Source organism: Achromobacter sp. 01N37 (assembly GCF_056399725.1).
In genome coordinates this window covers 175,134-198,517 of the sequence record NZ_JBFTRX010000006.1, presented here as the reverse complement: position 1 = coordinate 198,517, position 23,384 = coordinate 175,134, and the positions used below count along the sequence as shown (strand labels likewise).

The window sequence follows — 23,384 nt, the reverse complement described above, 5'->3', positions numbered from 1 at the left end:
AGTGAGCCGCCATGGTCCCGTCGCTATTCCCCTCTGTTGCTGCATCGCCCCTCTTTCCCCGTGCTTCGCTGCGCCGCTGGCTGGCCGCTGCAAGCGTGGCGGGCGCTGCGCTCGCTCCGTTCGCCGCGCAGGCGGACTACCCGGTGAAGCCGGTGTCGGTGGTGGTGCCGGTATCGGCCGGCGGCGCGGCAGATGCGTTGGCGCGCGCCTGGGCCAGCTACGTCGGCAAGGCCATCGGCGGCACGGTGATTGTCGAGAACAAGCCCGGCGCCAACGGCAGCATCGCTGCGGCGTTTGTGGCCAAGCAGCCGGCGGATGGCTATTCGCTGCTGTTTGGCAGCACGTCGAACATGTCGTTGAACCCGTTCTCGTACAAGACCCTGGCGTACAACCCGGTGCGCGACTTTGATCCGGTGACGATGATCGCCGGCACCTCGCAGGTGCTGGTCACGAATGCGGCCACCGGCATCAAAAGCGTCGACGACCTGGTCAAGGTGGCCAAGAGCAAGCCCGGCGTACTGAACTATGGCTCGGCTGGCATGGGCAATTCAACGCATCTGAACGTGGCATTCCTGGCGCAGCATTTTGGCCTGGATATGTCGCATGTGCCGTACAAGGGCGCGGCGCCGGCCATGATGGATTTGGTTGGCGGGCAAATCGACCTGACGGCGGACGCGTTGACGGGCGCCATCCCGCAGATCAAGACCGGCAAGGCGGTGCCATTGGTGGTTTTTGGCAGCCAGCGCGTGGCCGAGCTGCCTGATGTGCCGACGATCTACGAAGTGGGCGCCCGCGATTTTCCCAGTGATGGCTGGTATGGCTTGATGGCGCCCAAAGGCACGCCGCCCGCCGTGCTGGCCCGCCTGACCGAAGCCACGCAGAAGTTCTGGGCCGACCCCGAGGCGCGTGCGCAGATGGCGCAGATCTACATGTTGCCGCCCGCCAGCTTCGGCGGCCCGGCCGTGGCCGAAGCCATGCAGCGCGAGGCCGCCACGTGGGGGCCCATCATCAAGCGCCTGGGCATCCAGAACGATTGATCTGACCCTTCCTTTTCGCGCGCCGCCCCACTGGCGGCGCGGCATTGCATTGAGCCTGACTCATGACCGACCTTTCCCTACCGCCCGCCGCCATCGCCCAGCCCACCGTCCACCTGCCGCGCAGTGAAGACTTTCTGCTGTGGCCGCCTTGCTTGCAGTCCTACGGCTATCGCATCGTTGACCAGCTGTTCGCCACGCGCACCGTGGCGCGCGGCCCGGTCACGCGTGAACTGGCGCGCGGCCCGGAAGCCCAAGTGCGATACGTCACCGACGGCGTGCAACGCGGCGTGCCTGAATTCATGGACCGCAACAACGTCGCCGGCCTGCTGGCGATTCGTGACGGGCGCGTGGTGCTGGAGCAATACGGCTTGGGTCTGCAACCGCATGACCGCTGGTCGACGATGTCCACCATCAAGTCCGTTACCGCGCTGCTGGTCGGCGCGGCCGTGCAGGACGGCGCCATCGGCAGCATCGACGACCCCGTCACGCGTTACCTGCCCGCCATGCAAGGGTGCGCCTACGAACACGTAACGGTGCGCCATCTGATGACGATGTGTTCGGGCATGGCCTGGACCGAGGACTACACCGACAAACAGTCGGACGTGAACCGCTACAGCAAATCGCTGGCCGATAAAGCGCCCGGCGGCGTGCTGGCCTTGCTGCGCGCCTGCCAAAGCCTGCATGTGCCGGGCGACGTCTGGCACTACAACACCGGCGACACGTATCTATTGGGCGCGCTGATTTCCGCGGCCACCGGCAGCACGCTGGCGGATTACTTGTCGCGCAAGATCTGGCAGCCCTATGGCATGGAGTTCGACGCCTTCTACACGCTGGAATCCGAGAATGGCCAGGAAATTGGCGGCAGCCGCGCAGGCATGACGCTGCGTGATCTGGGGCGGGTGGGGCAGTTCGTGCTGGACGACGGCGTTGTCAACGGCCAGCGCGTGCTGCCGGAAGGCTGGATCGACCAGGCGGCCACGGTGGCGCACACCGTGCCGGAAGCCTTCCATGCCGCCAGCCGCCAGGCGCTGGGGCTGACGGGCTACGGCTACAGCTGGTGGCTGCGCGAAGACGGCGCGATGATGGCGATGGGCCATTCCGGCCAGCGCATCTACATCGACCGCCGCCATGCGCTGGTGGTGGTGCAACTGGCCGCGTACCCCGAGCCGCGCTATGTCAGCGCGAACGAGCCGGATCGCGATGCGGAATTGAATGCGCTGATTGCGGCCATTCGCGGCGCGGATTGATCTCGGAACGTCTGGCGCGAACCGTGCCCGACAAAACAGATATGCGATTCGGCGCATAGCGCCGCCCAGGCGCTGCGCCTACCATGCTCCAAACACAAGAAATAAGGTTTGGAGACAGCATGAAGATCGCAAGTGCGCTGGTGTGGGTCAGCCTGGGTATGGGGCTGGGTATAGGGCTGGCCCCGTTGACGCCGGCCCTGGCCGGCCCCTATCCCGATCATCCGGTCAGGATGATCGTGCCCTTTCCCGCAGGGGGCGCCACCGACTTGATGGCCCGCGCGCTGGCGCAGGGCTTAGGAGAAAAGCTCGGGCAGGCTGTCGTGGTGGAAAACCGGGGCGGCGCGGGCGGGTCGATCGGGGCCGAGGCCGTGGCCAGCGCGGCGCCTGATGGCTACACCTTGCTGTATTCGACGATGGGCGTGTTGACGATCAACCCGTCCCTGTACGCCAAGCTGCGCTACGACCCGCAGAAAAGCTTTGCGCCGATTTCGATGACGAATCTGACGTCGAATCTGCTGGTCGTGAACCCGGAGTTAAAGGTCAACTCGGTCGCAGAGTTGGCGGCGCTGGCCAAGCAGCGGCCGGGTGAACTCACGTTCAGTTCGTCGGGCAATGGCACCACCAGCCATCTGGCGGGCGAAATGTTCAAGTCGACGGCAGGCGTTGATATCCGCCATATCCCGTACAAGGGCACGTCGGGCGCCATCAATGATTTTCTGGCTGGGCGTATCTCGATGATGATCGATACGTCGTCCAACTTTATCGAACAGGTCAAGCAGGGCAAGGTGCATGCGCTGGGCGTGACCAGCCGGAAACGGTTGCCGGCGTTGCCGGACGTGCCGTCGATTTCAGAATCGCCCGGTTTTGAATCCTACGAGGTCAGCTTGTGGTCAGGCGTGCTGGCGCCCGCCGGCACATCTCGCGCCGTTATCGACAAGCTGAATCAGGACATCAAGGCGGTCATGACATCGCCGCAGATGGTCGAACGCATGGCCGCTTACGGCATCCAGACCACGCACAGCACGCCTGAAGCGTTCGCCGCGCAGATTCAGACCGACACGGCGAAATGGGCGCAGGTGATCAAGCAGTCTGGGGCCCGTGCAGATTGAATGCGGGCGGCGTTTGCCATGCTTCGCGCGATGACTTCGACGGGAACTCCAATGACTTCGATAATCCGATCCCTGCTTGCGGCGGCCCTGGCCACGTGTGCGTTCACGCCCATGGCCCAGGCGGCCTCTTACCCTGACCATCCGCTGACGCTGATCAATCCGTATGCCGCGGGCGGCCCGGCTGATGTCGTGGCGCGCAGCCTGGGGCGTGCGCTGGAAAAGCTGCTGGGCCAGCCTGTGGTGGTGGAAAACAAGCCGGGCGGCGGCGCGTCCATCGGCACGGGTTTTGTGGCGCGCGCCAAGCCGGATGGCTACACGCTGTTGCTGGGCACCTCCGCTGGCCATGTCGTCACGCCGTTGATGCAGAAGACGCCTTATGACGGCGTGGAAGGGTTCGCGTTTTGCTCGGTGGTGGCGGTGCAGCCGATCATGCTGGTGGTAAATCCGTCGCGCGGCATCGGCAGTGTTGCGGCGCTGGTCGAACGCGCCCGCGCCGAGCCGGGCAAGCTGAGCTACGGTTCGGCCGGGGTGGGTGGCGCTACCCATCTGGGCGCAGAACTGTTCCAGCAAAAGGCGCACATCCAGCTGAACCATATTCCCTACGCGGGCGCGTCGCCCGCGATCAATGATGCGGTGGGCGGCCAGATTGACCTGGCCATGCTGAACCTGTCGGCCAGCTTGCCGTTCATCCGCCAGGGCCGGTTGAAGGCGCTGGCTTATGCGGCCGACAAACGTTCGGCCTTGTTGCCGGACGTGCCCACGCTGGAAGAAGCCGGCATCTCTGGCGCACAGGCGGCCACGTGGTACAGCCTGGCGGCCCCCGCCGGTACGCCGCCCGACGTCGTGCAGCGCTTAAGCGACGCGGTCAAAGCCGTGAACAGCGACCCCGACTATCGCCGCGTCATGCAGGAACAAGCGATCGAGCTGATGGCGCTGTCACCGGCAGATGCCGACGCCTATGTGCGCCGCGACCGCGCCGACATGCAGCAGTTGCTGGGCTCCTTGGGGCTGCTGGCAAAATGACGCTGATCTTTCCCGTTACGACGTGCAAGGCGATGCCACGATGAACTTTGACTTCAGCCAGTTGGCCGCGGCCGATGCGTTCAAGCTGCTGTCCAGCGTGGTCGTGCCGCGCCCCATCGCGTGGGTGGTCAGCCAGTCGGCCACCGGCGATATCAACGCCGCACCCTTCTCGTTCTTCAATGTGGTCAGCAGCGATCCGCCGATTGTGGCGCTGGGCATCGGCCCCCGGGGCGGGCAGTTGAAGGACACGTCGCGCAACATTCTGGACACACGTGAATTCGTGATCAATCTGGTGTCCGCCGAGCTTGCCGAACAGATGAATCGCACCAGCCTGGACTATCACGCCGATGTCAACGAATTGGTGCGTGCCGGCCTCACGACCGAGCCGTCGAAAACAGTGGCGCCGCCGCGCATCGCGCAAAGTCCCGCCGCGCTGGAGTGCAAGGTCTGGCAAGTGATCGAGGCTGCGCCGCAGCGGGTGATCGTGCTGGCGCGCGTGGTGGGCATGTACCTGCGCGATGATGCGCTGTTGAACCGCGACCGCTTCTACGTGGACACGCCCGCCTTGCGCTTGCTGGGCCGCATGCATGGGGCGGGCTGGTATGCGCATACCAGCGATCTGTTCCAGATGCTTGTCCCGGACGCAGCGAACGACCCCGCCGTGCGGCCTGCGCAGGGGCATTGAACCCGTCAGGATTAGACTCAACGAATCAGGAGCTGAACGATGAAACTGCATTGGTCGCCACGGTCGCCCTTTGTGCGCAAGGTGATGATTGTGTTGTACGAAACGGGCATGGAAGACCGCGTGACGCTCGCGCGTACGCCGGTGGCAATGGACAAGCCCAATCTGGATCTGATTCCGGATAACCCCTTGATCAAATTGCCAACGCTGGTGCTGGACGATGGCACGCCGGTGTATGACTCGCGGGTGATCTGCGCCTATCTGGACGGCCTGACGGGCGGACGCCTGTTGCCTCGGGAGCCGCACGCGCGGCTGGTGGCGGAACGCCGCCAGGCGCTGGGCGACGGCTTCCTGGATGCCTTGCTGCTGTATCGGCAAGAGCGCAACAAGCCTGTGGAAAAGCAGACGGCGGCCTGGCTGGATGCTTTTGCGCTGAAGGTGCGGTCGGTGCTGGCGGCCTTGGACGCCGAGGCTTCTGCGTTGGTGTCTACGCCGTTTGATCTGGGCCTGATCGCTATCGGATGCGCGCTGTCGTACATGGACTATCGTTTTCCAGACATCGCCTGGCGCGATGGGCATGACGCGCTGGCGGCATGGCATCGGAATTTCTCCGAACGCCCGTCGGTCGTGCGCAGCCAACCCGACGAAACCCCTTGAACTGAGGACGATGATGAGCCGTATCCCGCTGCCTTCTCCCGACAGCATGACTGATGACCAGAAGCGTGTGTACGAGAAGATCGTCTCGGGGCCGCGCGGCCGTCTGGTCGGCCCCTTGCGTGCGGCGTTGCACAACCCTGAGCTGGCCGAGCGCTGGCAGGCGTTGGGCGCTTTGCTGCGCTTTGGCACGAGCCTGCCGTCGCGCGTCAGCGAACTGGCCATCGTGGTCACGGCGCGCCGCTGGAACAGCCAGATCGAATGGTATATCCATGCGCAGGCCGCGCGTGCCGCCGGTATTTCTGACGCCGTGCTGGATGCCATTCAGGCGCGCGCGCTGCCCGTGTTCGATACCCGTGATGACGAAGTGGTGTACGAGTTTGCACGCCAGCTGCAAGAAACGGGGCAGGTCGAGCCTGCCCTTTACGCGCAAGCCGTTGAGCGGTGGGCGGCGGTGGGCGTCGTTGAACTGACGGCCGTGATCGGCTACTACACGATGGTGTCCATGACCTTGAACGCGCACGAGATTCCCATGCCGGACGACGCACCCGCGCCGCTGGATACGCCGCGCGAACAAGATCAGCCGGCATTGAGCACCATGGCGCCGTTGGCGCGCAAGGAGCCGTCATGAACGCGGAAATGCCGCGCATGCCGGTGGCGCCGCAACACGCCTTGCCTGCCCTGGCCTGCGACACGCACTGCCATGTGTTCGGGCCGTATGACCGGTTTCCCTTGCAGCATCCATCGTCTTACGCCGCACCGGACGCGCCGGTGGATCGCTACCTGCGCATGCTGGACACGCTAGGGGCGGCGCGCGGCGTGCTGGTGCAGCCCGCGCCCTACGGCGTGAACCCCGCAGCGCTGCTGGATGCGCTGGCGCAGGGGGGAGATCGGCTGCGCGGCATTGCGGTGGCCGATCCGTCGGTGACGGATGCGCAGTTGCAGGCGATGGTGGACGGCGGCGTGCGCGGCTTGCGGTTTCTGGAAGCGCGCGATCCGGCCGGCAATCTTTTCCCCGGCAGCGTGGGCTTTGGCCAGCTGGCGGCGCTGGCGCCGCGCATGAAGCAGTTTGGCCTGCACGCTCAGCTATGGGCGCCTTGCGATGCCTATGTGCAGCATCTGCCCGCGTTGGCGGCGCTGGACGTGCCCATCGTCATTGATCACCTGGGCAGCGTGGTGCCGGCGCGCGGTGAGCAAGACCCGGCTTTTCAACTGTTGCACCGTCTGCTGGCAGAGGGCCGCATCTGGATGAAACTGACGCTGTGCCGGGTGGGCGCCGCGCCAGGCTACGAGAACGCGCGGTTCATCCACGACGCCTATACCACCGCGAATCCAGACCAGGTGTTGTGGGGATCAGATTGGCCGTTCGTTCGGATGGGCGCATCCGCGCCGTCGGCGGACGCCCTGGTGGACGTGGCATATGACTGGTTGGGCAATGAGGGGTTGCGCAAGAAAGTATGGGTGGACAACCCGGCGCGGCTATACGGTTTTGCGTAGTCTGCCGGCGGCAGGCTGCGCCTTGGATACGGTCAGGCTAAGCGCAGGCTGAACCCCCGGGTCCGTCATCACGGACTCGCGTGCCACACGCCTTCGCCGCCGATCTCGCGCACCAGCGTTTCAATCTGCGCCGCCACTTCCATGACGGTGCGCCCGGGCCCTTTCGAACGTGAAAACGCCATCGAGATGATGCGGCCCATGGTGGGATCGCGCAGCGCGGCGATGCTGAGCCGGCCTTCCTGCACCTCTTGCCAGACGGCATGCAGGGGCAGCACGGTGTACATCTTTTCGTGCTCGACGATGGACTTCATCAACGGCAGCGAGTCCGCCTCGATCAGCGGCGCAATGGTGATCTTGCGCGCCCGCGCCAAGCCATCCAGCGCATTGCGCAGGCCGTTGGGGGCGCCCGGCAGAATGAAGGGCAAGCCATTGAGCTGGTCGAACGTGACCTCGCCGGATTGCGTGCGCGTGTCGCCCGCCGCGCCCACCAGGTAGGAATCCACATAGGCCAATGCCTGTTCGCCGGGCGGGCATTTGTCGCCATACCGGTACAGGATGGCGATGTCGACGCGGCTGTCGGTCAGCCACTCTTCGATCTGGCCGCTGGAACCCTCCAGAATCTTCAGGTGCACCTTCGGGAACTGCTTGCGCAGCCGCGAAAACAGGCGGCGGATAAGCGGGTGCGCCGTCGACGGCAGCAGCCCCAGCGTCACTTCCCCCGCCGGTTCACGCGCCTGGCCGTTGAGTTCCAGCTCGAGCCGCTCGGCGTCATTGAGCAGCGTCTGCACCAGCGGAAACAGGCGTTCTCCGACTTCGGATAAATGCACGCCGCGCCCTGTCCGGTTGAACAGCCGCGCATTGCATTCACGCTCTAATGCGTTGATGCGGCGGCTGAGCACCGATTGATCCTGGTCCAGGTAGAGCGCGGCGCGTGTGATGCTGCCCAGCTCCGCAATAGCCAGAAACGCCCTCCATTTGTGCAGATCGGCGGTCAGGTCCAGGCTCAGGCCAGTGGCTTTGGCAGAAGGCATGTTCGGCAGTTCACGGTTAGGGGCGCAAGCAACGGCATAAGCGTACGGCAAAGCGTACGGGAATGGATCATTCCAGCCCCAGCTTGCCGCGCCGGATGACCTCGCCCCATTTCTTTGATTCCGTTTCCATCAGCGTGCGGTACTGGTCAGGCGTGGTAGCCGCCGGGATGGCTCCTTGGTCGATCATCTTCTTGCGCAGCACCGGGTCCGCCAGGGATTGGGCGATGGCGTCCGCCATCTTGTCCACGATGTCGCGGGGCGTGCCGGTGGGCGCAATGATGCCGTAGTTCGATTCCACGATCACGCCGGGAAAGCCGGCTTCGCGGGTGGTCGGCACATCAGGCAGGCCTTCGAAGCGTTCGGGGCTGGCCACGGCCAAGGCGCGCAGCTTGCCCGCCTTGATGAAGCCCAGCGCGGCCGACGCATCGCCCGGGAACATCTGCACCTCGTTGGACAGCAGCGCCGTCACCGCGGGCGCTGCGCCCTTGTACGGCACATGCATGATGTCGATGCCGGTTTGCTGCTTGAGCAATTCGCCGCCCAGATGCGGCGTGGTGACGTTGCCGGCGGAACCATAGTTGATCTTGCCGGGATGCTGTTTGGCGTCATTGACGAACGCGGCCAGCGTCGTGTCGGGCAGCGCCGGGTTGACCATGATGACCTGCGGAATGCGGGCCACCAGCGACACATACTGGATGCTGCCCACGTCGTACGGCACCTTCATGACGTGAGGCAATCCGGTAATGGCGCCCGGCACGCCAAAGCCGAAGGTGCTGCCGTCGGGGGTGGCGCGCACGGTGGCGTCCACGCCGATGGTGCCGCTGGCGCCGGCCTTGTTTTCAATGACGATGGTCTGGCCCAGCCGTTGCCCCAGCGCGGGCGCCAGCAGCCGGGCCAGATTGTCCACCGAGCCGCCGGGCGGATAGGGCACGATCATGCGGATAGGCTGGCTGGGCCAGGGTTGGGCGGCCTGAGCCGCGGGCAGCAGCGCGGCGCCCATCAATATTGCCGCCACCGTCAGTGCGGGTGCTTTGTGCATGGTCTCTCTCCAGGTCGCGCCGGGTCTGGCCGGCGCCATGTTGTTATGCGCCGTCCAGGCCCAGAACCTGTTTGGCGTAGATGTTTCGTTGAATCTCGTTGGTGCCGCTGAAGATGGTGGCGGCCAGCGCGTTGATGTACGGCGCCAGCGGCTGGACGCCGCTGTTGCCGTAGCCCAGCCGCATGTCGGCGCCGCCGTATTCTTCGGCAATCTGGATCAGCAGCGCACCCAGCCGTTCGTGGGTTTCGGTGGCCCAGATTTTCAATAGCGATAGCTCAGGTGGCAGCGGCCGCCCCGCACGGGCCAGATCGGCGAACACGCGGTACATGGCGGTCAGGTCAGCGCTGTCCAGCCGAAGCTCGGCCAGCCGGTCCGTGAATGCAGGGTCAGCCAGCAGGCCGCGTTGCCGCGCGATGCTGAAGAGTTGCTGCAACGCATGGTTGGCGTGCTTGGGGCTGCCGGTAAACAGCCGTTCAAACCCCAGCAGCGCCTTGGCGATGCCCCATCCGGCATTCAGTTCGCCCACGACGTTCGCACGCGGCACGCGGACCTGATCAAAGAACACTTCGCAGAATTCTTCATGCCCGGACAAGGTTCGAATCGGCCGGCGGCTGATGCCGGGACGGTTCAGATCCACCAGCAGGAAGCTGATGCCCGCCTGCTTCTTCACGCTCTTGTCGGTGCGGACAAGCATGAACATGTGGGTGGCGTCTTGCGCCAGCGTTGACCAGGTCTTTTGCCCGGTCACGATCAGCGCATCGCCGTCTGTCACCGCTTCGCAACGCAACGACGCCAGATCGGAACCGGCGTTGGGTTCCGAATACCCCTGCGCCCACACGGCCTCGCCCGACAGAATGCCCGGCAGAAATCGGGCGCGCTGTTCGTCGGTGCCGTAGCGGATCAGGATCGGGCCGAGCATCACCAGGCCTTGATCCGGTGCGCGCGCCACGCCGTAGCGTTCGGCCTCTTCGATGAATGCAATCTGGCGGGCGGGCGATAGCGCCATCCCGCCGTGTTCGCGGGGCCAGGACGGGGCGATCCAACCCTGGCGCGACAGCGTTAAGTACCACGCCTTGATCTCGTCCCAATGCAGCCGCCAGGGAACGTGACGCAGGTGCGCCGGATAGTGCGCGCGGAAGAAGCGGCGCAACAGCGCGCGGAAGTCCGCTTCGGGCATGCCATTCCAGTCGGCATCCCGGGGAAAGGGCTCGGCCGCGTTGTCCGGTTCGTCTGCGTCATCCGCCAGCGGGGCGGGGTCGTCCGCCAATGCGCCATAGCGCTGGCGGTGGGCGGTGGCGTTGCCCAACCAGGCGGACAAGTGCAGGGCGCTACGGAAGTGCAGGCTGACATCGCATTCTTCCGTGTAGCCGATGGCGCCGTGAAGCTGGACAGCCAGCCGCGACGCCTCCAGCCCGGCACGCGCCGCGCGCGCCTTGACGCGGCTGGCCGCGACCTTACGCACGGTGATGGCGTCGGGCGTGTCAGCCAACGCGTTCAGCGCGTCTTGCAGGCTGCTTGCCGCCAGTTCAATTTGCGTTGCGGCGTCGACCACGCGGTGCTGCAACGCTTGAAACGACGACAAGGGTTTGCCGAATTGCTGGCGCGTGTTCAGGTAGGCCACGGTGTCGGCCAGCACCTGCCGCGCCACCCCGATCAATTCTGCAGACTGCATCAACCGGCCGTAGTCCAACGCGTGGTCAACCGCGTCCAGCACGTCATGGCGCGCCACAAGCGCGTCGGCGGGCACCGTGGCGGACTCAATGCTCAGGTGGCAGGCCGGCGTGCCGTCGGCGCGCGTGTGCATGTGTGCCGTGATGCCGGGGGTGCCGGCTTCCACATAGAACAGCGCGGTGCCGTGTTCGCCGTCGGCCGTCACCAGCCAACCGTCCACGCCCGCACCGGGAATGACGTGGCGCTTTTCTCCGTTCAGCACGTATGCGCCTTCTCGCGCCGTGACGCTGACGCCAAACGCGCCCGCCGCCTCGCCGGCTTCCAACTGGCCTTCGGTTTCTTGCCAGGCCACGCCGATGATGCGTGTGCCGGCGCAAAGGTCTTGCAGCAGCTGATCGCGCAGCGTTGAGCCCGGCGCCGGATCAATGCGCGTCAGCAGGGCGGTGGCGAGCACTCCCGCGCCCACCAGCGGCTCGGGCAATTGCGCGCGTCCCGCTTCTTCCATTACGGCCGCCATCGCGTGCCAGCCCAAGCCCAGGCCGCCAAGCGCTTCTGGCACGCTCATGCCTACCCAGCCGGCCGTGGCGATCTCTTGCCAGTAGTCCCGGTCTGCGGCGCGCGCGGCCCGCTTTCTTTGGCGCTGATCGCGCCTGGAAAGCAAGTCGCGTGCGCTGTCGCGAATGGCTTCGATAAGGTCGTGGTCAACGGCGTTCATACGATGCCCTCCGCGTGCAGGCGGGCGATCTCGTCGTCGGACAAGCCCAATTCCGCGCGCAGCACCGCCGCCGTGTGTTCGCCCAGCAGCGGCGGGGGCAGGCCCGGCGTGATGGGCGTGTTGGAAAAATGAATGGGGTTGTTGATAACCGGCATGGCGCCAAGCTCGGGGTGGTCAACGCTGCCCAGCACCTTGCGATGCCGCACCTGCGGGTCTTCAAACACCTGGTCCATCGTGTAGATGGGGCCGCAAGGCACGTTGGCGGCGGCCAGCGCTTCGTTCCACGCGTGGGCGGTGCGCAGGCGCATCGCCGGTTCGATCAGGCGTGACAGCTCGGCTTGCGCCGCGGCGCGCAAGGGGTTGGTCAGGAAGCGCGCGTCCTCGGCCAGCTCGGGCAGCCCGATGACTTTGCAGAAGCTGCGGAACTGTGAGTCGTTGCCCACCGCCACCATCAGATGGCCATCGCTGCATGCGAACGCGCGAAAAGGTGCGGTGATCTGTGACGCCGAGCCCATGCGCGCAGGCAGTTTTCCGCTGGCCAGATAGTTCATGCCGATATGCGAAATGGCGGCAATCTGTGCGTCCAGCAGCGCCAGATCAATATGCTGACCCACCCCCGAAATCTGATTCCTGTGATGCAAGGCAGCAAGGATGGCGGCCACCGCATAGAAGCCCGCGGTCAAGTCCGACACGGAATAGCCGGCCTTCACCGGCCCCGCACCCGGCTCGCCATCGGGCACGCCGGTGACGCTCATCAGGCCGCTCATGGACTGAAAGATCGGGTCGTAGCCGGGCAGGTGGCTGTACGGCCCCGTTTGGCCAAAGCCGGTGATCGAGCAATACACCAGCCGGGGATTCAACGCCGACAGCGACGCGTAGTCCAGCCCATACCGGCGCAGGTCGCCCGCTTTGAAATTTTCGATCACGATGTCGGCGGTCTGCGCCAGCCGGCGTACCAGCGCCTGGCCTTCGGGCCGCGAGATATCGATCGTCAATGATTTTTTGCCGCGGTTCATCGCCACGAAAGACGACGTTTGCGGGCTGGGTTCGCCGTTGCGGCCGGGCATGGGATAGCCTTGATGCCGGACGTCGTCACCGCGCCCCGGGCGTTCCACCTTGATCACGTCAGCGCCAAAGTCAGCCAACATTTGCGCGGCCCACGGGCCGGAGAACACGCGGCTCAGGTCCAGGACTTTTACGCCTTCTAGCGCACGGGTCATGTTGTCTCCTTAGCGGCCCTGAAAGACCGGCGCGCGCTTTTCCAGGAACGCACGGCGCGCTTCCTGGGCGTCTTCGGTTTTGGCGATGGCGGCCGTCATGTCCTGCTCGTACCGGTAGCCGTCGCGCAGGCTCATGTCTTCGATGGCGTTCAACGTCTGCTTGGCCAGCGCGCTTGCCAGCGGACTCTTGGACGCCAGTTCGCGCGCCAGTTCCATGGCGCGGTCCATCAGTGCGTCGGCGGGAACGGAGGCTTCAACGATGCCCAGCCGGTAGAGTTCGTCGCCATCGATTCGCAAACCGGTCAGCATCATTCTGCGCAGACGCGAATGGCTGAACAGCCGCATGCCGTGGCGGCCCCCGCCCAGCAGGCCCACATTGATTTCCGGCAGGCCCACCACCGCCGTGTTGGCGGCCAGCAGGATGTCGCACGACGCCACGATGGCCAGGCCCGCGCCAAGCGCCGCGCCGTTGATGGCGCCGATGACGGGCTTGGTGCATTCGCGGATGGCGTGAAAGCACTCGCGGGTACGGCGCGAGTGCTGCGGAAGATCACCCGGCCCTTTGATGGTGGCGGCACGGGTCTTTAAGTCGGCGCCCGCGCAGAATGTTTTGCCTTGCCCCGACAGCACTACGGCGCGGACCTCAGGGGTTTCAGAGATGCGGTCCAGCACCCACGACAGTTCGTTCATCATCTCGGTGCTCAACGCGTTCACCGGCGGGTTGGCAAGCAGGATGATGGCGACGCCGCCGTCTATCGTGACGTCGAGCGCGGTGTAGGGGCCGGCGAGATTTTCCGGGTAGCTCATAAGGCAATCTCCGTTTGATTTATATGATCTTGCGGTCGCGGAAATCCTGGATCTGCTCGGCGCTCATGCCCAGTTCCTCCAGCACTTGTTCTGTGTGTTCGCCCAACAGCGGCGGCGCGCGATCCACGCGCAAATCCGATGACGCGAAGCGCAAGGGGTTCATCACTTGCGGCACCGAACCGGCAGCGGGATGCGGCAGCCGGCGCAGCATGGCGCGGTGCACGACCTGCGGATCTTCAAACACTTCCGGCACCGTATTGATCGACCCCGCCGGCACGCCCGCCTGCTTCAGCGCCGCCAGCCAGTGCGCGCGCGGTTGCGCGGCAAAGATTGCGTCCAGGATGGGGTCCAGCGTGGCCTGGTTCTTCACGCGTTGGCTGTTGGTGACATAGCGCGGGTCTTGCGCCAGCGCATCCTGGCCAAGCAAACGGCACAGCGTGGCGAACTGCGCGTCATTACCCACGACGATCACAATGTCTCCATCGGCGCAGGCGAAGGTGCGTTGAGGCTGAATGTTGGGATGCGCGGTACCCGTGCGGCGCGGCACGCGATTGCCCAACAGAAAGTTCATCGCCTGGTTGGCCAGCAGGCCGACCTGCACGTCCAGCATGGCGACGTCGATGTGTTCGCCTTGGCCCGTTTGCGAACGGCGCAGCAGCGCGGCAACGATGCCTAGCGCGGCGTAGACGCCCGTGGTCAGGTCCACAATCGGCACGCCCACCTTTTGCGGCCCGCCGCCGGGCTTGTCGTCGCGTTCGCCCGTGACGCTCATCAGGCCGCCCATGGCCTGGATCAGAAAGTCGTAGGCGGGTTCTGCTGCACGCGGGCCCGTCTGGCCAAAACCCGTGACCGAGCAATACACCAGACGCGGGTTTATTTTGGACAGCGATTCGTAATCCAGGCCCATGCGGGCCAGGGTGCCGACCTTGTAGTTTTCGAGCACGACGTCCGCGTCACGGCACAGCTCCTTGACCAGCGCCTGGCCTTCGGGCGTCTGCAAGTCCAGCGTGATGGAGCGTTTGCCACGATTGGTGGCGATGAAATAGGCACCGTCGGTGGTGTCCTGGCCCTGTTCGTCTTTCAGGAACGGCGGGCCCCATGACCGGGTGTCGTCGCCCAGGCCTGGCCGCTCGACCTTGATGACGTCCGCGCCCAGATCGGCCAGGATCTGGCTGGCCCAGGGGCCGGCCAGAATCCGGCTCAGGTCCAGCACTTTCACGTTTGATAACAGCGGCTGCAAAGCCTTCTCCTTGACGCCTGTGATGTGCAGGTAGTCTAGGATTTCAAAGGCTGGGCGGGATGCGCGTGGCGCGCAAAGCTGTTATGCGTTCCGCGCCCCGGCTGCACGTGGCAGGCGGGGCGCGGTGAGGTCAGCGGCCGGTATCCGGGTAGTTTGGCCCGGCGTCATTAAAGCCGCCACTGCTGTACGGATTGACCGCGCCCGGGTGGGGCGGGCCGCCGTTACCGGGCGCGCAGCCGCTGAGCAACACAGCGGTGGCAAGCAGGGCAAGCAAATGCTTCAACGTGAATGTCATGGAGGTCTCCTGCGGCTGCCCCTCAGCAGGCGCGTCGTGCGCAGCGTATGCAGGAGATTATAGGCGCGGCTCAGTTCTCAAGCGCAGGCGCCAGCAGCGCAAATGCCTTGGCCTGATTGTTCGCGTTTGACAGCAATTCCGCCATCGATACGCCATTGCGCGGGTTCAGCGTCAGCGTGATCGAACGCTTGTCGCCGCTGGCGAAATTGGCGGCGGCCTTGCAGGCGTCGTCGTTGTCTTTGAAACCGGCGAACGACTTTTGGTCATAGCAGCGCTTCTTGCTGTCGCTGACCAGTTTGTCGAATTGCTTGGCGCGCTGTTTGTCGGGGTTGCCGTCGCCGGGCGTGGCGGTCAGGTTGTAGCGCTTGAAGAGTTCAATGCTGCGTTTGACGTGGCCGTCGTCCTTCACCGACAGGCTGCCCGTCTTGATGCGCATTTCGGCCAGCGGGGCCAGCGTGCGGTCAAGGCGGCCCATGCCCATCAAACCCATCATGCCTGCGGCGGCCAGCGCCGAGCCGTCTTCGGCCATGGCCACCGCGGCGTTGACGCGGTCCAGGTTCAGCGACAGTTCCGCGCTAAGCGCGTCGGGCTGTTCCAGGTTCAGATGAACTTCGGCGTCGTCATCGTCGCGGTCATAGTCCCAGCGCACGCGCAGGTTGGCGGGCGGCAGGTCCAGCTTGCCGCCTTGGCGGGCCAGATCCGTCTGGCTCAGCACGCTGTAGCCGTTGGGCAGCGCGGCGCCTTCAATCGTGACGTCGCCGCTGCGGCGGTCGGCGGTGTTGCGCAGGCCGCTGATCTTCACGGTGTCGATCAGCGCGATGGGTGATCCGGCCGGGCCGATCGTCACCTGCTTCAACTTGGCGGACCCGAAGGGCGACGCCGAAATGCTTTCCCAGCGCACCATGTCGCGTTGGCCGGTCTTGTCCAGCAGCGCCACGATTTCGTCTTCCGCCTTGCCGGACGCATACGCGCCCAAGCCCCACCAGGCAGCAACCAGCACCACCACGACACCGCCTGCGATCAGGCCATTCTTTTGTTTGATCATTGCGTTGCTCGTCTGGCGGTTAGGGTTGGGTCGCTTGGTCGATCACGGCCTGGGCCTTTTCAGGCGTCCAGTCCGGCAGGCCCAGCATCATGCGGGCGCCCACCAGCGGGTCGTTCAGGTCGGCGCAGCCTTCCTTTTGGCACGCGACGGGCGCGGCCTGGCCCAGCGTCAGCAGGGTCAGCGGCAGGCCCTTGTCGTCCTGGCGCTTGGCGTCCAGCGTGATTTCACCCGGCACCAGATACCAGCCTTCCTTCATGGCCTTCTGGCCGGGCAGGCGCATTTCGTAGGGCCAGTCGGCGATGGCGTCGTTGTCTTTGTGATCGTCCACGTGAACGACCATGCGCACCGCCGCCTTGCGGCCGGCCATCAGCGAACGGTAGTCGCCGCCGGTCAGCAAGTCGTAGTGCACGTCGCGTTGCATGCGTCCCAGGATGCCCTTGGGATCGCTCTTGGCCTGCTCCACCAGGTTCTGGTATTGGCGCAGGTGGTCGCGTTCCTTGTTGGCCAGGCGCATCAATTCTTCGCGCTTTTTACGGGCCAGCATTTCGTCGCGTTTGAACAGGTAGTTCTGCGCGTATTGCAGGTTGTAGCGCCATTCGCCGCGCGGCTTGCCGGTGCGCCAGTCGGTCGGGCGGTCGGCGGTGATCACGTAGAGCAAGTGCTCCATCTGGTCGCCAATGGCGCCTTGCTGGAAGTCGTCCGAGAACACGATGCGGGCATTGCCGGCGTCGGGCAGTGCGGTGCGTTCCAGCACGCGCAGCGCGCCGTCCACGGCAACCTTGATGTCAGTGGCATTGCGGAACACGTTCGCGCTTTCGGTGACGACATCGATGCGGCTGACGCGCCACACGTCCAGGCCGCTGCCGTACGACATGCGTTCGGCGCGCATCAGGTAGTGCGAGCGGCTGGCGGGGTCGCTGTCCAGGTGGAACCACAGCGTGCCTTCGTCGTTGACATAGGCCAGGCGCGCAGCGGCGACGGGTGATGTGAACGGAATGCCCGACACGACCCACACGTCATTGCTCTGCCCGATGCGCGCGCCGTCGGAACGTTCCAGGCGCAACCGGCCCTTGCCCGTGGCGTAGCCGTCGGGGCCGCAGGTCAAGCCGTCGGATTTCAACGTGATGTATTGCGCGCCTTCGCCCAGGCGGAAGGTCGAGACGACCTTGCAGCCGTTCTGATCCGCCATGGTCTTCAGCATCTGGGTGCTGGCCAACGCGGCGGCGGGCGACGGTGGCGTCCAGCCGCTGACCGCAAAGGCGGTTTGGACGGCGGGGGCGGGCGCAGGCGCTGGAGCCGGGGCTGGAGCCGGGGCTGGGGCCGTAGCGGGGGCAGGGGCAGGGGCAGGGGCAGCCGCCAGCGCCGGCGCGGCGGGTTCAGCGGCGGCAGGGGCTGGAGCTGGGGCCGGAGTCGGAGTCGGAGTCGGAGTCGGGGCCGGAGTCGGGGCCGGAGTCGGGGCCGCGGCAGGTTGCGCTTCAAAAACTGGGGCCGGCGCCACCGGCGCTTGCGCGATGGGCGCGACGCTGGCGGGAGCTTGAACGGATGCCGTGGGCGCTGGCGTTTCCACTTGCGCAGGCGCTGCGGCTAGCGGCGCAGCGGCGACGGGCGCCGGCGCTTGCGGCGACACAGCCGTGGGAGCAATTGCGGGCGCCGCTTCAGGGGCGGTGACGGCCGGGGCGGCAATCGCGGGAGCGGTCGCCGCGGCAGCAGGAGCTGGTGCAACGGGAGCAGGTGCAACGGGAGCAGGTGCGACGGGAGCCGCAGCCACCGGAGCCGCAGCCACGGGCGCTACCGCAGCCGCCGCCACCTGCATCGCCCAGCCATTGGCCTTCGTGCTGGTGCCGTCGGCCACGCGTGCGCCGGCGTTGTTGACGCTGGTCCAGCGCAGGTCGACGGCTTGGGGGCATTGCTTGCTGAGCAGCACGCCGATCTTGGGCAGCAAACGGCCCAATGCGGCGGCGTCTGGGGCGGCGCCGTACACGGCGCGCAGATCAAGGTGAGGACCGCACCAGGGCGTACCCGTGGCGTGGTCGATGAATATTTCGATGTTTTCGGCTTTGGAATATGCCAGGCGATACGCCTCGGCGTGCGCTGGCAGGCTGCCAACACTGGCGGCGATTGCCGCGGCCACGCAGACCTTCTTCATGCTTCGAGCCTCGCCCTGTACGGATTGGTTTACAGTATAACATTGCGAATCATTTGGAAATAAATGATACGTCCGTCAGGAATGTTCCTATTCGGGTAAATATCGCGCTAAATCAAGGGGTTAGTGAATGGCTTCAGCATTCGTCGGATGGGTTTCAACGAAATTGGCAATCAGGTCCGATGTCAGCCGTTCATTTGGCGCAATAGTTTCCGTCACGGCTGTATTGGCGCTGACGGGGTGCGTCAGCACCGGCTCGGGCAAGATGGGCCTGGATTTCGGTGAAGTGCTGGCCAAAGAGCAGCAGGTGTTCACCGTGAATGGCGAGCGCGCGGCGCTGCGCAAGTACTACAACGATTCCTACGACATCAAGCTGTATGGCCAGAAAAAGGTGATGGAGCTTGAGGTCAAGGGCGCGGCCATGATGGTGGCCAATGTGTCCGAAGTGCCTGGCGCGACGCTGATCACGCTGGACGTTCCGGAGCTGGGCTGCAACCACGTTTATCACGTGTACCGCGTGTCGGGCACGCAATCGTCCAAGTGGCAAAACAGCTATCGCAGCTGCGAAGGCCCGCTGTCATTCAATGTGGCCAATGGCCAGTGGACCGCGCGTCAAACCGTGAAGCCCGCCGTCGGCAAGCCTTACATGCTGGTTTATCAAGACGGCAATCTGTACACGCGTCCGCTGGAAGTCGCCAAGCCGCGCGTGCCGGCCAAGCCGCGTCCCAAAGCGCCGCCCAAGGCCAAGCCCGCCGCACCCGTGGCGGATGCCGTCAACCTGGACGATGTGGCGGCCCCCGCGCCGGCCGCCGCCAACCTGGACGAGATCGACGCGCCGCCGCCGGGCAAGATCAACACCAGCGGCCTGAAGGCGGACACGGCCAGCGAAGTAAAGATGAAGGACGAGAAGTAATCACGGCGACGGCAAGGCGGTGACGGGCAAGCGCTCCGGGTACAGAATCCCGGAGACGCGCCCAAGGACCAGCGATCCCGGAAAAGCGATCCCGGAACGCGAGCCCGAAACCGCGAGCCCGAAACCGCGATTACGCGGGGCCGCCCGCCACCGTCTTGCGTTTCGTTCTAGGCGGATCGCAGCGTTGCCGATACGCCTTCACCGCGTCGGACTCTGTCGATTGGAAGTAGGGGTGCGGGTACTGCACGTCGCGCATCGCGTCGTGCATGCGCCGGCCCCACACGCATTGCGCCTGGGCTTCGTCCCACAGCCGCACGGCCTGCTCCCGCTGGCCGCTACGCCAAAGCGCCAGGCCATAGTCGGCCACGAGTTCCTCGTTGCGCGACAAGTCGCGATACGACGTGTGCAGCAGACGCAGGCCTTCGTCGGCATCGCCGCGCAAGCTCAAGATCCAGCCCAGCGTGCCTTGGTTGTACGCGTTAGGCCCCCGCACCCGGATCGACTGCCGCGCCTGGGCTTCGGCTTGCGGCAGATAGTCGGGAAAATCCGCCAGGTAGTACGCGACGTTGTTGGCCCAGTCGGTGCCGTCAGCTTGGGCGCCGCGCCCGCGCTTGTTCTGGCGTTGTTGCAGCGTTTCTGCATCGGCCAGCGCCAGGTCCGGCATGCCCAGCAACTGCTCAAGTTCCAGCCGGTCGCGCAACAAGGCGGTGTCGACGGGTTTGAGCGATTCCGGGAAGCGCCACGCCCGCGCACGCAGCAGCCATGCTTGCGCCGCGTCCTTGCGGCCGGTCATCAGCAGCAGATGCGCCACGTTTATTTGCTGCAGGGGTGTCTCCGCGCAATGCATGGTGTTGATCAACTGCTGCGCGCCTTCCGCATCGTTCTGACTGAACTTGCGGTTGATGGCGTCCAGCTCGTCGAAGCACTTCCGGTTGTCGGTGACGTCGGATTCAATCGACAACGATATCGGCACGGCCGGCACGTCGTGGCTGAAGTACGCGGTCGCGCCTTGGCGCGTGGTGTAGCCCAGGTCTACCCATTGCTCGCCCCAGCGCTGATGCATGGTCAGAACGTAGGGCCAGGCGGGTACGGGTTCCCTTTCGCGGCTGGAGGAGTGCAGCTGGAAGAAATGGCCCCACGCCCCGTCGCCCACGCGGCGGATCAGCGTGAAGTCGTCGGGGTTGTGCGGCTTGTCTGTCCAGACCCAGGCGGTGCGCCCGTCGGCATCGGTCACGCCATGCAGGATGCCGTCCTGGCTGGGCGTGTTGTGGATGGATTCCTGCTTGCCCGTCAGGAACAAACGGTAGGGCGTGTTGGGGGCGGGGGCGGCATCGTGGTTGTTCAGCAGCGTCAGCGTCAGGGTCTGGCCGTGCGGCCCTGCGCCGTATTGCGCCATGCCGGCGGGTGGTTCCGCGGCGGTGTCGGCCTGCGCGCCAATCGGCGTCAGCAGGGCGGCGGCGGCCAGGAATAACGGAGTCAAGCGGTGCTGCATCGAAGGTGTCATGGAAGCTGCGGAGGGCGGTGCCAGGGGGCCGGTTATGTCGGCGAGCCCGATTGTGTCACGAACGCACTACCGCGCCAGCCGCGCATCGATGAATGCGCTGATCGCGCGGGTTTCGTCGTTGTCCGCGCCCACGTCCGCGTTGATCTGCGCGTGGTTGCGCGCCACGCCAACGAGCTCGGCCTGGCCGCCTTGCGCGGTCAGCAAATCCGCGTAGCGTTGCGCCCGCCGGCAAGGGTCGGGGCGCAAGGTCGAGCAGACGAATAGCGCGGGCGGTTGACCGCCGCGCAGTTGCGCGGCGGGCGAGGCCACGGCCCAGCGCGCGGGGTCGGTGCCGAAGGCCTCGTCGTAGAACGGGGCGTGTGGGCGGGGCATAACGTCCAGCAGATCAAACCCAGCGCCATCCAGGATGACGCTGGCTCGCCAGAGCGGCGCGCCGGTGCGTTGCCGCATGGCGTCGTCGGCGGCCAGCAGCGCCAGCAGATGCCCGCCCGATGAATGGCCCATGACGATCACGTTGCTGGCGTCCGCCTGCCAGCTTGGGGCCTGTTGGGTGATCCAGGCGATGGCGCGCCCCAGGTCTTCGGCTTGCGCTTCGGGGCGTGCCTGCGGCATGAGCCGCGTGTTGACCGACACGATGGCGTAGCCCTGGGGCAGCCAATGGGCGAGCTTGTTGTCGACGACTTCCGCCGCGGCCTTGTCGCCGTTCTTCCATGACCCGCCATGCACGATGACAAGGATGGGGGCGGGACGCGCGCGCGGGGCGTCGGGCAGGTAGACGTCGGCGATCTGCGCGGCGTCGGGGCCATAGCGCTGGTCCGTCAGCGCGGCTGCAGAGGCCGGCGCGGGCAGGGCGATGGCCAAGGTCAGGGCAAGCAGCGAATGGCGTAAGCGGGGCGGGCGCATGGCGGGCAGGGAGGCAGGGAACGCCGAACACTGTAGCCCGAGGCGCGCGAAGCGGGGTGAACCTTCGTTGAACGCGTTGTCTAGTCCTTCGCTGGCTGCTTCGCTGACGCCTTCATTGACTCCTTCGCTGGCTTCTTCGCTGGCTTCTTCGCTGTCCTCTTCGTTAGACGCTTGGTCGCCCTTGCCGTTGCATCCTTCTGCGCGTCGCCACAAGCTGTGGCATGCTCCGGCCCTTGTGGCCCGCCCCGCCGCCTTCCCCGCCCGCACTCCATCGCCCTTATCCCATGCGTCTCATGCCGAAACTCCTGCTCCGCGTTTGCGACTTCCTGCTGCTGGCGGGCGCGGCCGCGCTCTTTGGCGCCTGCCTGACCTCGTTGCTGACAACAGGCAACTACGGCTGGGCGGTGCCCGATGCGCCCTACATTTACTCGCCGCGCGACTTCTACGCCGACGCCGTGCTGGCGGGGCTGGCCGGCCTGCTGGTGCTGGTGGTGGCCGAGCGATTCTCCGCACCCCGCCTGAACCCGGCCTGGCGGTTAGGCTTGACGTTCATCGCGGCGCTGCTCGCCCTGTACCTGGCCCCGCCCGCGCCGGTGGTGTTCGGCAATACCTGGGCGTCCGGCGAGGCCACCCGCGAATTGTTTCTGGCGCAATGGCGCCTGGTGCTGCCCATTGCCCTGGCCGTGGCGGCGGCGCGGTGGGTGCTGCGCCGCGTGTTTGTCCGGTGAAGACCGTTGAAACTCGCTAACGCCCGCTGAAACCGGCTGCCGCCCTGGGGCGCCGCCCGCCATTCACCCCGCCCGCCGACCCGGAATTTCATCGAGATGTGGGGCATTTGCGCTAGGATTGACGCCACAAATTCCCGCCTCCCCTGGAGAAACCCCGCATGACCTCCCTTGCCTCGTTCGACATCACCAAGAAGTGGCCCGCCCAGCATCCCGACCGCCTTCAGCTGTATTCGCTGCCCACGCCCAATGGCGTGAAAGTGTCGATCCTGCTGGAAGAAATGGGGCTGCCGTACGAGGTGCACCGGGTCAGTTTCGATACGCAAGACCAGTTTTCGCCCGAGTTCCTGTCGCTGAGCCCGAACAACAAGATTCCGGCCATCCTTGACCCCAATGGCCCCGACGGCAAGCCGTTGGCGCTGTTCGAGTCGGGCGCCATCCTGATCTATCTGGCCAGCAAGACGGGCCAGTTCATTCCCGCTGACACGGCCGGGCGCTACGAGACGCTGCAATGGGTGATGTTCCAGATGGGCGGCATCGGCCCCATGTTCGGCCAACTGGGCTTCTTCCATAAGTTCGCCGGCAAGGACTACGAAGACAAGCGTCCGCGCGACCGTTACGCCGCCGAATCCAAGCGCCTGCTGGGCGTGCTGGACAAGCGCCTGGAAGGCCGCGACTGGGTCATGGGCGACGAATACACCATCGCCGACATCGCCATCCTGCCGTGGGTGCGCAACCTGGTCGGCTTCTATGGCGCGGGTGACCTCGTCGAGTTCTCGCAGTTCAAGAACGTGGCCCGCGTGCTGGAAGCCTTTGTCGCCCGCCCGGCCGTCGTGCGCGGCCTGACGATTCCGCCCGCGCCGTAACGGCAACACCGAGCCCGC

General features: G+C 65.6%; 22 protein-coding genes. 11 read left to right on the top strand and 11 right to left on the bottom strand.

Translation table 11 applies throughout. The annotated features are described in order from the left end of the window. Positions 1-11 precede the first annotated feature (11 nt). From AC1DSJ_RS16405 to AC1DSJ_RS16370, 8 genes are all read left to right on the top strand, one after another. Positions 12-1,037 carry a Bug family tripartite tricarboxylate transporter substrate binding protein gene (locus tag AC1DSJ_RS16405; protein ID WP_441371641.1) on the top strand — a complete coding sequence of 342 codons (1,026 nt, stop codon included), beginning with the start codon at positions 12-14 and terminating at the stop codon, positions 1,035-1,037. Positions 1,038-1,099: 62 nt separating this feature from the next. Then, on the top strand, positions 1,100-2,284 hold the full coding sequence (locus AC1DSJ_RS16400; RefSeq protein ID WP_427950771.1) for a serine hydrolase domain-containing protein: 1,185 nt from the start codon (positions 1,100-1,102) through the stop codon (positions 2,282-2,284). A gap of 119 nt (positions 2,285-2,403) precedes the next feature. Further along, complete coding sequence (locus AC1DSJ_RS16395) at positions 2,404-3,393, top strand: Bug family tripartite tricarboxylate transporter substrate binding protein (RefSeq protein ID WP_054423245.1); 990 nt, start codon at positions 2,404-2,406, stop codon at positions 3,391-3,393. 51 nt (positions 3,394-3,444) lie between these two features. Further along, a complete protein-coding gene (locus AC1DSJ_RS16390) occupies positions 3,445-4,416 on the top strand; it encodes a tripartite tricarboxylate transporter substrate binding protein (RefSeq protein WP_441371640.1) in 972 nt (323 codons plus the stop codon). Between the two features lie 40 nt (positions 4,417-4,456). Continuing rightward, positions 4,457-5,101 (top strand): flavin reductase family protein, encoded by a 645-nt coding sequence (locus tag AC1DSJ_RS16385; protein WP_054423243.1) that lies wholly within the window; start codon positions 4,457-4,459, stop codon positions 5,099-5,101. A 39-nt stretch (positions 5,102-5,140) separates the two neighbouring features. After that, positions 5,141-5,755, top strand: a complete 615-nt coding sequence (locus AC1DSJ_RS16380) for a glutathione S-transferase family protein (RefSeq protein ID WP_441371639.1) — start codon at positions 5,141-5,143, stop codon at positions 5,753-5,755. 13 nt (positions 5,756-5,768) lie between these two features. Further along, positions 5,769-6,383, top strand: a complete 615-nt coding sequence (locus AC1DSJ_RS16375; RefSeq protein ID WP_441371700.1) for a carboxymuconolactone decarboxylase family protein — start codon at positions 5,769-5,771, stop codon at positions 6,381-6,383. Then, positions 6,380-7,249: an amidohydrolase family protein gene (locus AC1DSJ_RS16370; RefSeq protein ID WP_441371638.1), complete on the top strand. Its 870-nt coding sequence runs from the start codon at positions 6,380-6,382 to the stop codon at positions 7,247-7,249. Before AC1DSJ_RS16375 ends, AC1DSJ_RS16370 begins: the two co-directional genes overlap by 4 nt. Before the next feature lie 68 nt (positions 7,250-7,317). On the opposite strand, the gene AC1DSJ_RS16365 is transcribed toward AC1DSJ_RS16370, so the two are convergent. The 9 genes from AC1DSJ_RS16365 to AC1DSJ_RS16325 form a co-directional block, all read right to left on the bottom strand. Beyond that, positions 7,318-8,280 (bottom strand): LysR family transcriptional regulator, encoded by a 963-nt coding sequence (locus AC1DSJ_RS16365; protein ID WP_054423240.1) that lies wholly within the window; start codon positions 8,278-8,280, stop codon positions 7,318-7,320. A gap of 67 nt (positions 8,281-8,347) precedes the next feature. Continuing rightward, on the bottom strand, positions 8,348-9,319 hold the full coding sequence (locus AC1DSJ_RS16360; RefSeq protein WP_175170966.1) for a tripartite tricarboxylate transporter substrate binding protein: 972 nt from the start codon (positions 9,317-9,319) through the stop codon (positions 8,348-8,350). A 43-nt stretch (positions 9,320-9,362) separates the two neighbouring features. Continuing rightward, positions 9,363-11,705 (bottom strand): acyl-CoA dehydrogenase family protein, encoded by a 2,343-nt coding sequence (locus AC1DSJ_RS16355; RefSeq protein ID WP_441371637.1) that lies wholly within the window; start codon positions 11,703-11,705, stop codon positions 9,363-9,365. Next, positions 11,702-12,925, bottom strand: a complete 1,224-nt coding sequence (locus AC1DSJ_RS16350) for a CaiB/BaiF CoA transferase family protein (RefSeq protein ID WP_441371636.1) — start codon at positions 12,923-12,925, stop codon at positions 11,702-11,704. Before AC1DSJ_RS16350 ends, AC1DSJ_RS16355 begins: the two co-directional genes overlap by 4 nt. A gap of 9 nt (positions 12,926-12,934) precedes the next feature. Next, positions 12,935-13,732, bottom strand: coding sequence for an enoyl-CoA hydratase/isomerase family protein (locus tag AC1DSJ_RS16345; protein WP_441371635.1), 798 nt, complete (start codon positions 13,730-13,732; stop codon positions 12,935-12,937). Between the two features lie 19 nt (positions 13,733-13,751). Further along, positions 13,752-14,972, bottom strand: coding sequence for a CaiB/BaiF CoA transferase family protein (locus AC1DSJ_RS16340; protein ID WP_427950784.1), 1,221 nt, complete (start codon positions 14,970-14,972; stop codon positions 13,752-13,754). Between the two features lie 130 nt (positions 14,973-15,102). Next, complete coding sequence (locus AC1DSJ_RS16335; protein ID WP_175170962.1) at positions 15,103-15,267, bottom strand: hypothetical protein; 165 nt, start codon at positions 15,265-15,267, stop codon at positions 15,103-15,105. A 70-nt stretch (positions 15,268-15,337) separates the two neighbouring features. Next, positions 15,338-16,312: a hypothetical protein gene (locus AC1DSJ_RS16330; protein ID WP_175170961.1), complete on the bottom strand. Its 975-nt coding sequence runs from the start codon at positions 16,310-16,312 to the stop codon at positions 15,338-15,340. A 19-nt stretch (positions 16,313-16,331) separates the two neighbouring features. Further along, positions 16,332-18,458, bottom strand: a complete 2,127-nt coding sequence (locus tag AC1DSJ_RS16325; RefSeq protein WP_441371634.1) for a hypothetical protein — start codon at positions 18,456-18,458, stop codon at positions 16,332-16,334. A gap of 163 nt (positions 18,459-18,621) precedes the next feature. Here AC1DSJ_RS16325 and AC1DSJ_RS16320 point away from each other — a divergent pair, with 163 nt between their 5' ends. After that, a complete protein-coding gene (locus AC1DSJ_RS16320; protein WP_156336548.1) occupies positions 18,622-19,368 on the top strand; it encodes a hypothetical protein in 747 nt (248 codons plus the stop codon). A 130-nt stretch (positions 19,369-19,498) separates the two neighbouring features. Here AC1DSJ_RS16320 and AC1DSJ_RS16315 read toward each other — a convergent pair whose 3' ends face one another. Both AC1DSJ_RS16315 and AC1DSJ_RS16310 read right to left on the bottom strand, forming a co-directional pair. Continuing rightward, positions 19,499-20,848, bottom strand: a complete 1,350-nt coding sequence (locus tag AC1DSJ_RS16315; protein ID WP_441371633.1) for a tetratricopeptide repeat protein — start codon at positions 20,846-20,848, stop codon at positions 19,499-19,501. A gap of 90 nt (positions 20,849-20,938) precedes the next feature. Then, the gene (locus tag AC1DSJ_RS16310) at positions 20,939-21,988 is read right to left on the bottom strand and encodes an alpha/beta hydrolase (protein WP_441371632.1); all 1,050 of its coding nucleotides are present in this window, start codon (positions 21,986-21,988) and stop codon (positions 20,939-20,941) included. An 80-nt stretch (positions 21,989-22,068) separates the two neighbouring features. Between AC1DSJ_RS16310 and AC1DSJ_RS16305 the strand changes: the two genes are divergently transcribed. Both AC1DSJ_RS16305 and AC1DSJ_RS16300 read left to right on the top strand, forming a co-directional pair. Next, entirely contained in the window at positions 22,069-22,503 is a 435-nt protein-coding gene (locus tag AC1DSJ_RS16305) for a hypothetical protein (RefSeq protein ID WP_342066192.1), read from the top strand. Between the two features lie 158 nt (positions 22,504-22,661). After that, positions 22,662-23,366 carry a glutathione S-transferase N-terminal domain-containing protein gene (locus AC1DSJ_RS16300; RefSeq protein WP_175170957.1) on the top strand — a complete coding sequence of 235 codons (705 nt, stop codon included), beginning with the start codon at positions 22,662-22,664 and terminating at the stop codon, positions 23,364-23,366. The last annotated feature ends 18 nt before the right edge of the window (positions 23,367-23,384 follow it).

Bases quoted from the DNA above. Each gene is read 5' to 3' on its own strand.
- AC1DSJ_RS16400 (WP_427950771.1), top strand. From the start codon at position 1,100: ATGACCGACCTTTCCCTACCGCCCGCCGCCATCGCCCAGCCCACCGTC.
- AC1DSJ_RS16300 (WP_175170957.1), top strand. From the start codon at position 22,662: ATGACCTCCCTTGCCTCGTTCGACATCACCAAGAAGTGGCCCGCCCAG.
- AC1DSJ_RS16305 (WP_342066192.1), top strand. From the start codon at position 22,069: ATGCCGAAACTCCTGCTCCGCGTTTGCGACTTCCTGCTGCTGGCGGGC.
- AC1DSJ_RS16360 (WP_175170966.1), bottom strand. From the start codon at position 9,319: ATGCACAAAGCACCCGCACTGACGGTGGCGGCAATATTGATGGGCGCC.
- AC1DSJ_RS16405 (WP_441371641.1), top strand. From the start codon at position 12: ATGGTCCCGTCGCTATTCCCCTCTGTTGCTGCATCGCCCCTCTTTCCC.
- AC1DSJ_RS16355 (WP_441371637.1), bottom strand. From the start codon at position 11,705: ATGAACGCCGTTGACCACGACCTTATCGAAGCCATTCGCGACAGCGCA.
- AC1DSJ_RS16350 (WP_441371636.1), bottom strand. From the start codon at position 12,925: ATGACCCGTGCGCTAGAAGGCGTAAAAGTCCTGGACCTGAGCCGCGTG.
- AC1DSJ_RS16325 (WP_441371634.1), bottom strand. From the start codon at position 18,458: ATGAAGAAGGTCTGCGTGGCCGCGGCAATCGCCGCCAGTGTTGGCAGC.
- AC1DSJ_RS16345 (WP_441371635.1), bottom strand. From the start codon at position 13,732: ATGAGCTACCCGGAAAATCTCGCCGGCCCCTACACCGCGCTCGACGTC.
- AC1DSJ_RS16370 (WP_441371638.1), top strand. From the start codon at position 6,380: ATGAACGCGGAAATGCCGCGCATGCCGGTGGCGCCGCAACACGCCTTG.
- AC1DSJ_RS16390 (WP_441371640.1), top strand. From the start codon at position 3,445: ATGACTTCGATAATCCGATCCCTGCTTGCGGCGGCCCTGGCCACGTGT.
- AC1DSJ_RS16380 (WP_441371639.1), top strand. From the start codon at position 5,141: ATGAAACTGCATTGGTCGCCACGGTCGCCCTTTGTGCGCAAGGTGATG.
- AC1DSJ_RS16335 (WP_175170962.1), bottom strand. From the start codon at position 15,267: ATGACATTCACGTTGAAGCATTTGCTTGCCCTGCTTGCCACCGCTGTG.
- AC1DSJ_RS16375 (WP_441371700.1), top strand. From the start codon at position 5,769: ATGAGCCGTATCCCGCTGCCTTCTCCCGACAGCATGACTGATGACCAG.
- AC1DSJ_RS16385 (WP_054423243.1), top strand. From the start codon at position 4,457: ATGAACTTTGACTTCAGCCAGTTGGCCGCGGCCGATGCGTTCAAGCTG.
- AC1DSJ_RS16330 (WP_175170961.1), bottom strand. From the start codon at position 16,312: ATGATCAAACAAAAGAATGGCCTGATCGCAGGCGGTGTCGTGGTGGTG.
- AC1DSJ_RS16365 (WP_054423240.1), bottom strand. From the start codon at position 8,280: ATGCCTTCTGCCAAAGCCACTGGCCTGAGCCTGGACCTGACCGCCGAT.
- AC1DSJ_RS16395 (WP_054423245.1), top strand. From the start codon at position 2,404: ATGAAGATCGCAAGTGCGCTGGTGTGGGTCAGCCTGGGTATGGGGCTG.